General features: G+C 53.5%; 11 protein-coding genes and 1 other annotated feature. All 11 genes read right to left on the bottom strand.

All coding sequences use genetic code 11. The features are described 5' to 3' along the window. Window positions 1-182: 182 nt before the first annotated feature. The 11 genes from NFS35_RS17935 to NFS35_RS17885 all read right to left on the bottom strand — a co-directional run bounded on the left by NFS35_RS17935 (window position 183) and on the right by NFS35_RS17885 (window position 12,510). The gene (locus NFS35_RS17935) at window positions 183-1,175 is read right to left on the bottom strand and encodes a helix-turn-helix transcriptional regulator (RefSeq protein ID WP_251208484.1); all 993 of its coding nucleotides are present in this window, start codon (window positions 1,173-1,175) and stop codon (window positions 183-185) included. A gap of 58 nt (window positions 1,176-1,233) precedes the next feature. Then, window positions 1,234-1,947, bottom strand: coding sequence for a YjjG family noncanonical pyrimidine nucleotidase (locus NFS35_RS17930; protein WP_251208483.1), 714 nt, complete (start codon window positions 1,945-1,947; stop codon window positions 1,234-1,236). Further along, window positions 1,940-2,098, bottom strand: a complete 159-nt coding sequence (locus tag NFS35_RS17925) for a hypothetical protein (RefSeq protein ID WP_251208482.1) — start codon at window positions 2,096-2,098, stop codon at window positions 1,940-1,942. The genes NFS35_RS17930 and NFS35_RS17925 overlap by 8 nt, the downstream gene beginning before the upstream one ends. Window positions 2,099-2,286: 188 nt before the next feature. Then, window positions 2,287-4,032 carry a MutS-related protein gene (locus NFS35_RS17920; protein WP_251208481.1) on the bottom strand — a complete coding sequence of 582 codons (1,746 nt, stop codon included), beginning with the start codon at window positions 4,030-4,032 and terminating at the stop codon, window positions 2,287-2,289. Between the two features lie 108 nt (window positions 4,033-4,140). Then, on the bottom strand, window positions 4,141-5,568 hold the full coding sequence (locus NFS35_RS17915; RefSeq protein ID WP_251208480.1) for an NCS2 family permease: 1,428 nt from the start codon (window positions 5,566-5,568) through the stop codon (window positions 4,141-4,143). Between the two features lie 161 nt (window positions 5,569-5,729). After that, window positions 5,730-6,140: a cytidine deaminase gene (cdd, locus tag NFS35_RS17910; protein ID WP_251208479.1), complete on the bottom strand. Its 411-nt coding sequence runs from the start codon at window positions 6,138-6,140 to the stop codon at window positions 5,730-5,732. A gap of 40 nt (window positions 6,141-6,180) precedes the next feature. Further along, window positions 6,181-7,026, bottom strand: a complete 846-nt coding sequence (locus tag NFS35_RS17905; RefSeq protein ID WP_251208478.1) for a purine-nucleoside phosphorylase — start codon at window positions 7,024-7,026, stop codon at window positions 6,181-6,183. A 139-nt stretch (window positions 7,027-7,165) separates the two neighbouring features. After that, entirely contained in the window at window positions 7,166-8,635 is a 1,470-nt protein-coding gene (gene spoIVA / locus NFS35_RS17900) for a stage IV sporulation protein A (RefSeq protein WP_334303561.1), read from the bottom strand. 88 nt (window positions 8,636-8,723) lie between these two features. Next, window positions 8,724-10,247 (bottom strand): serpin family protein, encoded by a 1,524-nt coding sequence (locus NFS35_RS17895; RefSeq protein WP_251208476.1) that lies wholly within the window; start codon window positions 10,245-10,247, stop codon window positions 8,724-8,726. A 274-nt stretch (window positions 10,248-10,521) separates the two neighbouring features. After that, window positions 10,522-11,766 carry a tyrosine--tRNA ligase gene (tyrS, locus tag NFS35_RS17890; RefSeq protein ID WP_251208475.1) on the bottom strand — a complete coding sequence of 415 codons (1,245 nt, stop codon included), beginning with the start codon at window positions 11,764-11,766 and terminating at the stop codon, window positions 10,522-10,524. Between the two features lie 97 nt (window positions 11,767-11,863). Continuing rightward, window positions 11,864-12,119: a binding site (T-box leader), on the bottom strand. Between the two features lie 118 nt (window positions 12,120-12,237). After that, window positions 12,238-12,510 (bottom strand): AAA family ATPase, encoded by a 273-nt coding sequence (locus NFS35_RS17885; protein WP_330640316.1) that lies wholly within the window; start codon window positions 12,508-12,510, stop codon window positions 12,238-12,240. Window positions 12,511-12,517 lie beyond the last annotated feature (7 nt).

Here is a 12,517-nt window from a genome sequence, read left to right as displayed (position 1 = left end):
ATAACACAGTGTCATCCTACTGTCAAGCCCTTTCGGACTAATGTACCAAATCCGGATAATTTCACTTTGCTGTCCTTTTAAGGCTCTCTTTTCACAGAACCACCCATAAACAGTTTGGGCACATCCCGCTCTTTGAATAAAAACAGGCAGCAGGAACCTCCTGCTGCCATAACATTTTATAATTAATCATCCGACATAGAGGACATGATATCCGCCAGCCAGCCCCTGTACTGCACCCTGACGGCATCGGGACTCACTACCTCCACATCCTTTCCTATGCCCGCCAGCCAGCCGAAGAACTGGCCGCTCACCGTCACTTTCGCCCGGACGCGGAAACGCCCCTCCGGCATCTGCCGGATATCCGCCTCTCTCCCGAAGCGGTCCAGCACCACGCCCACCAGCCTGTCGGGAAGCTGCAGCGTCACCACCGCCTCTTCTCCTCCATACATGCCGAACACCTGATTGGTATAGGCGGCCAGGTCCACCTTTTCGAACTGTTCCAGCCCCTCCCTGGCCTCCCTGCACACCTCTACCTTTCCCATCTTGTCCACCCGGTAGTGCTTCATGCAGGCATCCCTGCCGTCATAGGCGGCCAGATAATAATTCTCGTCCTGCCAGATCAGCGCCCAGGGGCTCACCGTCCTTTCACTGTTGTTTCTGGGCACCAGCTCCTTTTTCAGGTTCCAGTCCAGGTATTGGAAAGAAATCTGCCTGTTCTCCTGTATGGCCCTGTGGATATTGTCGATGCTGTAGTAGACGCTCTCGTTCTCCGTCTTGATGCGCCCGGCCACGTACACCTGGCGCTGCAGCTTCCCGGCATCGTATTTTCCGGCCATCTGCTCCAGCTTCCTGATCAGGCTCCGGGATTTCTTCGTGGTGAGGAACCGGGATGACTGCACAGCGTCCACCAAAAGCTTCAGCTCCGCCAGCTCGAACTCCCTGCCGGCCATGTAATAGCCGCCGCCCAGCCGACTGTGGACTTGTACGATATCGTAGCCGAAATCACACAGTTTTTCCATATCATCGTAGACGCTCTTGCGCTCGGAATGGATGCCATTGGCCTCCAGATGGGCGATGATGTCCGCCGTGCTGGCGGGATGGTGTTCATCGGTATTCTCCGATAAGAACTTCACGATATACAGAAGCTTCAGCTTCTGTCCAGATGCCCTGGCCATATCCTTCTCTATCCTTTCTGCCCTGCGCCGAACTCAAGCGCTGTTCTCCGCGCTCCCGCTAACAGTCACCGCGCAATCCCAGAATCTCAAACACCCTATGTAAATCATCAATCTCATAGTCAGGCCTGGCCGCCCCAGGCTCGACATCCTTTCCGCCTGCCGCCTTATGGTACCAGCAGGCAGGGATCCCGGACTGTATGCCGCCCTTGATGTCGCTGGTAAGACTGTCGCCCACTATCAGAATCCTGGACCTGTCCTTTTCCTCGATATGTTCCAGACAATAATCGAAAAAGGCGGGCGCAGGCTTCGGGCTTCCCACCTGCTCCGAGATGAAGATATCGTCCATCACCTCCGCCAGCCCGGAAAGCTCCAGCTTGTTTCTCTGGGTAGCCGTGACGCCGTTGGTGATGACATACTGGCGCACCTTACCCCGCAGGGCCTTGCAGATACTCAGCGAATCATCCAGATAGGCAAAGACCCTCCCCAGGGCAGTCTGATATTCCTCCGTGAAAGCCCCTATATCCACGCCCTCTATGCCCAGCTTTTCAAACAGCAAAAGAAAGCGTCCTGTCAACAGCTGCTCCTTCGTCACTTCACCCAGCTCAAGACGCTTCCAGTAATCATCATTGATACGGACATACAAATCAATCTGCTCCCTGGTAATCTCTCTCCCGATAGAGCGGAAGCACTGCGTCAGCGCATGCTGCTGGGAATAAGAGAAATCAAGGAGCGTATTGTCCACATCCCAAAGGACAGTGGTGAACCTACTCATTGCTGCCCTTGATAGCAGCCACCGCCTCATTTCTGGAGGCTTTCTTCTTCGCCATATTGATGCCGATGGCCGTAGCCACTCCCGCCACCACTACGATTACAAGCATTACCATCAGATAAGACATAAATGAATTCAAAAAACTTACCAGCATAATTTCCTCTACTTCCTTTCGTAAACCTAAAACGCCTTCTCCAGGCCCTCTCTTCCTCTCCAGTATACCAGATATAGTGGCTCTGCGTCAAGATAGATTCAAAATCTGTGCCGCACCTACTTTCCTTATCCGCAATCCGCCCCGCCATTCGCCCTGATGCCAATGAGCCCTGATAAATTACGTCTGCCTCACATCTCCTGCCAAATGCCGGACTGCGCGAAATGCTCTGCCTGATCCGTGGCCTTTTTTATCACATCCATGTCGTATCCCATCAACTCCAGCAGCTTGATGGCGTTCCTCGTGGTCGTCCTGCCCTCTTTCAGCCTGTAGTTGAAGAATACGTCACCGTCCCGGACATCCTCCTCGAAATGGTAATTGTCGAAATCGCCCTGCAAAAGTTCCGTCAGTTCAATGTCGTGGGTGGCGGCAAAGCAGAGAATTCCCGAACTCCCCAGGGATTTCAGTATCTGGGTGGAGGCGGCGATCCGCTCTACGGTATTGGTTCCCCGCAGCACCTCGTCCACAAAGCACAGAATCCGTCCCTCCCTTGCAGAAGCAGCGTCCAGAATACGCTTTAACGCCTTTATTTCTACGATATAGTAACTCTCCCCCGAGTCCAGGTCGTCCCGCAGAGCCATGGAGGAATACACCTGATAGAAAGGCGCCCGGTAGCTGTCCGCGGCACAGGTGTGGATGGTCTGGGCCAGAATCGCGTTGAGAGCTACCATTTTCAGGAAAGTAGATTTTCCGGAGGCATTGGAGCCCGTGAGCAGCACTCCTCTGTCCGTGGCGATTCCGTTCTTCACAGGCCGGGCGAGCAACGGATGATATCCCTCCTCCAGTTCCAGTCCTTCCGCCAGAGCAAAATCCGGAGTGCACCACCCCTTTTTATCATCATCCTCAGCCAGGTTCTCTGCCGCAGCTGCAGCAGACGCCGTTTCCGCCCTTGCCAGCGACTCCCTGAAAATCCAGATTGCAATAGCAGTCTCCACATATCCCACCACCTCAATCATGGAATCCACATCCTCCATATGTCCCCGCAGAATCCTCAGCATACTGTCGAATTTGATCAGATCCACATGAAAGACCATGCGGATATAGTCCAGCAATATGGCCAGCACATCCCCCGAAGAGTTGCCCCGGTAAGGCGACATGACCCAGAAAGAATTGTGCTTCATGCCCTGAAGCCGTTTCCTGGCCTGCCTTATCTGCTCCCACTCCGCCCCGCATACAGGCACCTCAAGTTTTCCCAGCTCCTCACAGCAGCGGATCAGCCGCATAATATAGGAAAAACTGGTGATATAGGGGTCAATTTCCCCCTTTCCCTTAAAATAAGACACAATATTGTAGACCATCAGAACCACGATTCCCAGGACAGCCACCGAGAAATTCACCCACAAAAGCCCGATCAATGGCACGAACAGCAAATCCGTCAAAAGGTGCTTTTTGCCGGAGCGCTCCCCCAGCAAATCCAGATTGTCCAGATAGTCATAGAGGGAATATTTCCCCATGTTACCCAGCCGCTTCATGGCCAGCTGCGCCCGGACTCTTGTTTCCGGGTGCTCCCCGAAGAAACTGACCACATCCTCCAAATGCGCAAGTTCTTTCTCATCCTGCTTCAAGGTCCGCAATGTATAGTATAAATACTCTTCCCCTGAGGAGGAGAGAGTATAGTTCATTCGCTTGAATAAATCGTCCATCCCAAGGTCATTCCAGGTGATGTCGTCCAGCTGCCCCTGCCTCTGATGTCTGTCAAAATAGCTCCCCATCCTTATGAAGCGCTCCAGGGCATATTCTTTCCGGGAAAGCTTCTCGTAATCGTGATACAGAGATTCCGTGAATCTCTTTTCTTCTTTCTTTGTGCGCACACTCTCTGAAACAAAGATAACCAGCACAAACGCTGCCATAGCGGCAATAAAAACCACAGTTTCCATATAGATTTCCTTTTATCGTTTTTTATCAGATTCTGATATGGCCAAATGCCAGAGCAGCCCTGGCCGCCCTGGCACCCTTTTCATATAATATCTTCACTTTCCACAATGCTATGCCACTAAGAAGAACTTAATCAGGAAAATAGCGGAAAGCACATAGGTCAGAATGGAGACATCCCTGGCCTTGCCTGTGAACACCTTGATAACCGTGTAGGCAATCAGGCCGATACCGATGCCGTGTCCGATGGATCCGGAGACAGGCATGGCAATCAGCATCAATGCGACAGGCACAATTTCGCTCATATCATCGAAATGCACATTCTTCAGGCCGGAGAGCATCAGCACACCTACATAAATCAGGGCCGATGAAGTCGCCGCCGCGGGAATAATCGCCGCAACGGGAGCGATGAACATACATGCCAGGAATACGATACCGGTGGTCAGAGCGGTCAGACCTGTACGTCCGCCTGCCTCAACGCCGGAAGCAGACTCTACGAAAGTGGTGACTGTGGAAGTACCGGTGGCAGATCCCACTACAGTACCTACCGCGTCTGCAAGCAGGGCTTCCTTCATATTCGGCATCTTGCCGTTCTTGTCAAGCATTCCGGCACGGCTTGCGGTACCCACCAGAGTCCCGATGGTATCGAACATGTCGATGATGCAGAATGTGACAATCAAAGTCACCACGGTAAACCAGCCAATCTGAGCGAATCCACTGAAATTGAACTTGAACAGCGTGGTAGCCGCCATATCTTTCACAGGAGGCAGGAACGACGCTTCCGCCAGAGAGGCAAAAGGGTTGGCATGCAGGAAAACAGCCTGTCCAATCCAGTAAATGACGCTGGCGGCCAGCATTCCCAGGATAACAGCAGCTTTCACTCCCATCTGGGCAAGGATGACGATGGCGAACAGGCCCACGAACATCGTGACGACGCTCAGCACCATCTGCGCATAGCCGGAGCCCATGGTGTCCTTTGCAAGGCCTGCGGTCAGAGCGCCGAAAAAGTCTCTCATCACATAGAACGGACCGCCTGTCTCGGAATACACGCCCGCATTGGATCCGATACCGATATTCATCAGCATCATGCCGATAGCCGGAGCAATTCCCAGACGCACTCCCAGGGGAATGGCATCCACAATCTGCTCACGCACGTTCAGCACTGACAGAATGATGAACACGATACCTTCCACCAGGATGATGCACAGCGCGGCCTGGAAAGACTCCACATAAGACAATCCGGTGATGCTTACGATATTTGCCACAACAATCGCAAAGAAGCTGTTGAGACCCATACCGGGCGCCATTGCGAAAGGCTTGTTCGCCAGAAATGCCATTACGAACATACCGACTGCGGAAGCGATGCAGGTGGCCAGGAATACACCGTTCCACAAGTCCATTCCCTCCGCGCCGAAGCCTGTCAGCAGGTTCGGGTTCAGGGCGATGATGTAGGCCATCGTCATGAACGTGGTGAGTCCGGCGATGATCTCCGTCCTCACAGTGGTCTTGTTTTCTTTGAGTTTAAAAAGTTTCTCTAACATTTTTTACTCCCTCCTATGTAGATTTGATTAGAGAATGAAACTCCGGGTTCTTCACCCATATGCGAAGCGGATGCACTCCCCGACTGGCCAGTCCGGAAAATGATACGCGATACGCTTTGCGGCAATTTGTCTGAAATCACCGTGCACCAAAATCAGGAGGCTTACTGAATGGATCCTCCTCCGAATCCGTGAGGCAGCAATTCCTCCAGCCGATAGATTTTGTAGTCGGAGACACTGCGCGCCACGATAATCCGAAAATCCTCTCCCGCAAACTCCTGCATGACCTGCCTGCAGATGCCGCAGGGATAGGCATAGTCCACAGGCTCCTTACCCTCCATTCCGCCGGCGATGGCAATAGCGAGGAAGCTTCTCCTGCCCTCGCTGACTGCCTTGAAAATGGCGGTCCGTTCCGCACAGTTAGTAGCGCCGTAGGAGGCATTTTCAATATTGCCGCCCTGATAGGTCTCTCCCTCTGCCGTCAGCAGAGCGGCTCCTACCGTATAATGGGAATAAGGCACATAAGCCATCTCTCTGGCTTCCAGCGCCGCCTGAATCAAATCCTGATACTGCATATTCTCACCTTTGCCTTTTCCTTGGAAGCCCTGTTCCGTTCTATCTGTCCTCAGACAAAAAAGGCTTCATCCCCCTCACGGTCTCCGTCACCAGCTTCTTGAAGTTCGGTGCAGCCATGTCCGCGGCCTCCTGCACCTCCTGATGGCTTAGGGGATTCTCCGACATTCCGGCAGCCAGATTGCTGATGCACGATACGCCGCATATTTTCATGCCCATGTGATTGGCGGCGATTGCCTCTACCACCGTGCTCATCCCTACCGCGTCGCAGCCAAGCGTCCGCAGCATATGAATCTCTGCCGGAGATTCATAGGAGGGGCCTGTCATCTGCGCATATACGCCCTGCTGCAAAAAGATACGATTCTCTTTCGCCGTGCTGATGATCAGCTTCTGCAAATCCCTGTCGTACACGGCGCTCATGTCCGGGAAACGGGGGCCCAGTTGGTCTATATTAGGTCCAATCAGAGGATTCGGTGCAAAGACAGAGATATGATCCTTAATCAGCATCAGGTCTCCCGCATGGAAAGAGGTATTCACGCCGCCTGCCGCATTGGTCAGGAACAGAATTCTTGTCCCCATCAGCCCCAGGAGCCGGATAGGCAACACCACATCGCTGACAGGATATCCTTCATAATAATGCACCCTGCCTTTCATGCATGCCACGGGAATCTCGTCAATATATCCGAAGATGAATTTCCCCGCGTGCCCCGGCACCGTAGATACCGGGAAACCCTCCAGCTCGCTGTAGGAAATCTCGCGCTCCACCTGAATATTCTCCGCATAATCTCCCAGTCCGGAGCCCAGCACGATTGCTGCTTTCGGCTCAAAGTCAGTCCGTTTTCTGACATCTTCAAAGCATTTTTTCAGCTTTTCATATATCTGTCCCATAGCCGCCTGTCCTTTCCATATATTTTAGTATTCCATTTTTTAGAAAAAATTAATAAAAACATTATACTAAAAAACATAATAAAAAGCAATTCCTTTATAAAAAAAGAGCAGAGCCTAAGCCCTGCCCTTAAAACACATCCTAAATGATGATACAGACCATCCCGCCGTTGCTGTCATTGACGATTTTCTGCATGGTATCCTGAAGTTTCAGCTGGCTCTCCTCTCCGATGACAGCCACTTTGGCCGTAATTCCGTCATTAACCAATTGTTCTACCGTTTTTCCAAAAATATTGGTGTTCCAGATGCCGCTCTCCATGTCCGCCTGGTTGATGAATCCAATCAAATCGTTGGCCTGTTCCTGTGTTCCCACTATGGGAGCGATTTCCGTCTCTATGTTGGCGCGAATCATATGTATGGAAGGACTGGAAGCCTTTATCTTCACACCGAATTTGTTGCCATGTTTGATCAGTTCCGGTTTCTCCAGCATGATTTCATCTTTATCAGGCGTCACCACCCCATAGCCCTTGATACGCACCATGTTCACGGCATCCAGCACTTTAGCATATTCATGTTTCATTGCCGCGAAACTTTTAAGCTTGCTGATCAGCTGATATTCGTCCGTGATGGTCTCCCCCACCATCTCTGTCAGCATCTCATAATAATAGGCCTCCTCCACGTCCAGGGTCACGCGGATAACGCCATCCGACAGGCTTATGGTGTCCGTCTTGCAGCGCTTTATGTACTCGCTCGACAGCTCCACCGGCTTCATTCTCACATCCCGGATGGTGCTGTAGTCTTTCATCATCGCCTTGACCTGGGCGATGATATCCTGCTTCATGCGATTGTCCCAGGGAAGCATCTCCACCCATTTCGGCATATAGAATTCTATGGAAGAAATGGGGAATTCGTACAGCACATTCTCCAGCAGCATATGGATGTCATCCTTTTTCAGCTGCTCACAGTTCACGGTCACTGCCGTAACGCCGTATTTTTCCGTGATTTCCTCCGCCACCCGCCTTGCGTCCTCGGAATAGGGTTTCTGGCTGTTCACCAGCACCAGGAAAGGCTTGTGCAGCTTCTTTAAAGCCTGTATGGTCCTCTCCTCCGCCTCCAGATAATTTCCTCTGGGAATCTCCCCGAAGCTGCCGTCCGTGGTAATCACCAGCCCTATGGTGGAATGGTCGTTCATGACTTTATCCGTACCGATTTCCGCCGCCTGGGTGAAAGGAATCTCATAGTCGAACCAGGGCGTCTTCACCATCCGTTCCATGTCCTCTTCCATGTGTCCGGCAGCGCCCTCCACCATGTAGCCCACGCAGTCAATCAGGCGCACTGAGACAGGAATCTCTCCGCTCAGAATTACGCTTGCCGCCTCATTGGGAATGAATTTCGGCTCCGTGGTGGTAATCGTCTTGCCCCCTGCGCTCTGAGGCAGCTCATCCTGGGCCCGGTTCCTGGCATGCTCATCCTCCATGTAAGGCAGCACCATCTCTTCCATGAATCGTTTGATAAAGGTAGATTTACCGGTGCGCACCGGCCCCAGCACTCCTATGTATATCTCTCCCCCTGTGCGGTTTTTGATATCGTTGTACAGGTCATAGGTGTTTATCGAATAATTTTCCATAGAAAAACCTCCTGCATATACTGTTAGATGTATATGTAGGAGGCCGGAAAATTATGCTAATGTTTATTCACAGTCAATCCTGCCGGATTCCCTCCACGACTCCCAGGAATATCGGCAGATTCTGTTCACAGTCCACAATCATATAGAGAAAAGGTCTGTCAAGATAGACTGTCCTGATGTAGTCTTCCATCACCGCGCTCTCCCTCTTCATTTCCACGGCAGTGGCCGCCCCTGCCTTCGTCCCCCGCTCGTCCACGGCGATGAAAGTCTTGTGCAGCACGCGGCTGATGTACAGGTTCCCTTGGGAAGAGCTGCCGATCCCCGAGAAATCCGCCCTGGCCATGTCAAAGGCGTCCGCCATGCCCATCTCCTGCAGGATATCGCCAAGTTCCGCGCTGTACTCGTTCTCATATTTCGGGATGGCGGCATTCACCTGCAGCTGCGTGGGATTCGCCAGGATGTTCCAAAGCTTCTCCCCATCCAGGGTGGCCACATATTCCGCCACGCTCATGCCCTCCTCGGGCAGCAGCGCCGCAAAGGCATATTTCCTGTCCGCGTAGTATTTCAGGAACCCCGCGGCATGTTCATCCTCCAGGTACTGGCTCTCCTCGGAGTACATCATCTCCGCCTGCTGGACGGTGCCGTCCTCCTTCGTGAATTTGCCCTCCCGCACTTCGTAGTCATGGTAAATCCGCTCCCACTCCGCGTCGAAAGCCAGCGCGTTCACCAGGTACATCACCGCGTCCATGGGAATCTCGTCCAGGATTTCCTCGATCATGCCCTCCGTGTTGTCCTTCACCCATCCGTTGATTTCCTTCAGGGTGGACTGGTCAAAGGGAGCCCTGCGCGCGCTGGCCCCAAAGGAGTCGGCACATGTCTGCAGGAACTCCGGCTCCACGGCAAAGCGCTCATCCTCCGTGAACCAGATGCCGTTGGCCATGCTCAGCCTGTAGTTCTCCCCTGCGGGCAGTTCTCCCTGATAGGCAGCCAGGAATGCGGACAGCTCCGGAACAGACATTCCCAAGACCTCCTCCATCTGCCTTAAGGTCTCCTCTTTCGCGCCGCCCCCGGTCATCGCCAGGGCGCTGATCACGGACAGCGGGGATATCAGCACGTTCTTGCCCGCCTCTATCTCGGCATACACATCCTGGGGCATGGAGGCGCCTGGCGGGAAAGAATCCTTCGCCTTTTCCATGCAGACCCCCAACAGACGGAGCCCGAAATCCGCCACCGCCGCGCTTTCTGACTGAGAGCCTGCCCCATTTTGACCGCTTTTTCCTGTGCCGTCCGGCTGACTCACGCCTGCCCCGCCGCCGGGCTGGATGTCCTCCTGAGAATCCACCCCATCCGACAAGGCCCCGCCGTCCGCCCCTCCTGACGAAATCCCGGCGCTGCCTGAATCGATTTTCGACGAGACCGCCACATCCTCGCCCGCACCCCCGGCAGCGGACGGCTCCTCAGCCGCCTGCGCTGTGCCGCTTTGGTCTGCCTCCCCTCCCGGGTTCCCGCAGCCGGAGACGGAGAACAGCAGCGCTGCCGCCAGGAACAGGCTCATTCCCTTCCTTAAACTTTTTTTCATTCTTCCATACTTTTTCATACCTTCCTACCTCCTGGTTTTTCATTTTGCGGTGCAGAGAGCATTCCTGGCATAGCCTGCGGGCCGCCAAGACAGCTTCCGCATCCTACCCGCATGCGCAGAGCTGACCCTGGAATCCGGCTCCGCTGCCATGCCCGCGCACAGATAGCTCATTCCCTGCGGGCAGAAATACCGCTTCTGACCATATAAACGATAAAAAGGCGCAAAAGTTCTTGTGACAACCTATAGATTCTCTGTTTTTAAGAGAACCCTGCTGAGCTTATCATTCCTTTCCCTATTTCACCACCACTCTCTTATAATTCTTCTTCCCACGTCTGACTACAATTCCGTCTCCATTTAGCTGCTCCGGACGGTACACGGTCTTGATGTCGCTTACCTTCTCATTGTCCACCGTGACGCCGCCCTGCTCCACCGCCCTTCTGGCCTCGGAGCGAGACGCGGTCAGGCCGGCTTTCACCAGGATGCCCAGAATGTCAATCGTGCCGTCCTGGAAATCGTCTTCTGCCAGCTCGCTGGTAGGCATATCCGCCCCGCTTGCGCCGCCGGAAAAGATATTCCGCGCGCTGTCCTGGGCCGCCTGAGCCTCCTCTTCGCCGTGCACCAGCTTGGTCAGCTCGAAAGCCAGGATTTCCTTGGCCCGGTTCAGCTGGCTGCCTTCCCAACTGTCCATCTCGTCAATCTGCTCAATCGGCAGGAATGTCAGCATCCGCAGGCATTTCAGCACATCCGCATCCGCCACGTTCCTCCAGTACTGGTAGAATTCAAAGGGCGAGGTCTTGTCAGGGGCAAGCCACACCGCGCCTTTCTGGGTCTTTCCCATTTTCTTTCCTTCGGAATTCAGAAGCAAAGTAATCGTCATGGCGTATGCGTCCTTGCCAAGCTTCCTTCTGATCAGCTCCGTGCCCCCCAGCATGTTGCTCCACTGGTCGTCGCCGCCGAACTGCATGTTGCAGCCGTAGTTCTCGTACAGCTTCAGGAAGTCGAAGCTCTGCATGATCATGTAGTTGAACTCCAGGAAGCTTAAGCCCTTCTCCATGCGCTGCTTGTAGCACTCCGCCGTGAGCATCCTGTTCACGGAGAAATGCACGCCGATGTCCCGGATGAACTCGATGTAGTTCAGGTCCATCAGCCAGTCCGCGTTGTTCACCATCAGCGCCTTGGAGCTGCCCTCCTCCAGCCTGTCGCCGAACTCGATGAAACGGCTCATCTGCTTTTTGAAGCACTCGCAGTTGTGGTCGATGGTTTCTTTCGTCATCATGGTGCGCAGGTCGCTCCTGCCGGAAGGGTCGCCAATCATGCCCGTGCCGCCGCCGATCAGCGCGATGGGCCGGTTCCCCGCCATCTGCAGCCGCTTCATCAGGCAGAGCGCCATGAAATGCCCTACGTGCAGGCTGTCCGCCGTGGGATCGAAACCGATGTAGAAAGTGGCCTTTCCGTTGTTAATCAACTCCTTAATCTCTTCCTCGTCCGTCAGCTGGGCCAGCAGCCCTCTCGCTTTCAATTCCTCAAATACCGTCATTTTTCTCTCTCCTTTGCTGTAAACGAAAATAGTCTTTCAGAAACCGCGCTGTCAGACATACGGCGGAGCATTCCGCGCATACAAAAAGCCCGTCCTGTGAAAGGACGGGCCTGCGCTCGTGTTACCACCTTACTTCCCACAGGACTCGCATCCTGCGGCTCATCGAGTATCCATCAATACTCCGGCAGATATCGGTGCCCACCGGCAAAGCCTACTTTCCGAAAGTCTCCCCTCTTCTTTCAGCCCTGCTGCTCCGGGATGTATGTTCCCTCAGTCCTTCTCGCGCCTCTCACCAACCGGCAACTCTCTGTCAGCCTTTAGACAAAGGTACTTCTTCCCATCATCGCGTTCTCTGATGTTCTGATTTTTCATTATAACCGCTGTATTCCCCTTTGTCAACCTAAATTTTCAGCGTTTTAAAAGCGTTTTAAAATCCACTGTTACCATTTACCGTTACCCTGCCCTGGCGGCTCATCCCTCAAACTCTTTCCTGTGCTTCTCAAAAAAGCGATAAAAATACCGCACATTCTTAAGCTCTGTCCACTTCACCGCCTCCAGTTCCCCGGAGTCGATGTCGTAAATCTTGGCCTGCAGCGTCCCCGGCATGAAAGGGGAATGGGTGGATATGATGAACTGGCAGCCCGGGAACCTGGCCATCCGGTTCAGCTTGTCCGCCAATTTCGTCTGGTTCTCCGGCGACAGGGACACTTCCGGCTCATGATTCTCTCTCCCGGCAAATCTCAAGCCTTTG

Origin of the sequence: Acetatifactor aquisgranensis, from assembly GCF_943193215.1 — a bacterium.
Lineage (GTDB): Bacteria > Bacillota > Clostridia > Lachnospirales > Lachnospiraceae > Acetatifactor > Acetatifactor aquisgranensis.
This window is presented reverse-complemented; position numbering and strand designations above follow the sequence as displayed.

Coding starts and splice junctions, on each gene's coding strand:
- NFS35_RS17935 (WP_251208484.1), bottom strand. CDS start 1,175: ATGGCCAGGGCATCTGGACAGAAGCTGAAGCTTCTGTATATCGTGAAG.
- NFS35_RS17930 (WP_251208483.1), bottom strand. CDS start 1,947: ATGAGTAGGTTCACCACTGTCCTTTGGGATGTGGACAATACGCTCCTT.
- NFS35_RS17925 (WP_251208482.1), bottom strand. CDS start 2,098: ATGCTGGTAAGTTTTTTGAATTCATTTATGTCTTATCTGATGGTAATG.
- NFS35_RS17920 (WP_251208481.1), bottom strand. CDS start 4,032: ATGGAAACTGTGGTTTTTATTGCCGCTATGGCAGCGTTTGTGCTGGTT.
- NFS35_RS17915 (WP_251208480.1), bottom strand. CDS start 5,568: ATGTTAGAGAAACTTTTTAAACTCAAAGAAAACAAGACCACTGTGAGG.
- cdd (WP_251208479.1), bottom strand. CDS start 6,140: ATGCAGTATCAGGATTTGATTCAGGCGGCGCTGGAAGCCAGAGAGATG.
- NFS35_RS17905 (WP_251208478.1), bottom strand. CDS start 7,026: ATGGGACAGATATATGAAAAGCTGAAAAAATGCTTTGAAGATGTCAGA.
- NFS35_RS17895 (WP_251208476.1), bottom strand. CDS start 10,247: ATGAAAAAGTATGGAAGAATGAAAAAAAGTTTAAGGAAGGGAATGAGC.
- tyrS (WP_251208475.1), bottom strand. CDS start 11,766: ATGACGGTATTTGAGGAATTGAAAGCGAGAGGGCTGCTGGCCCAGCTG.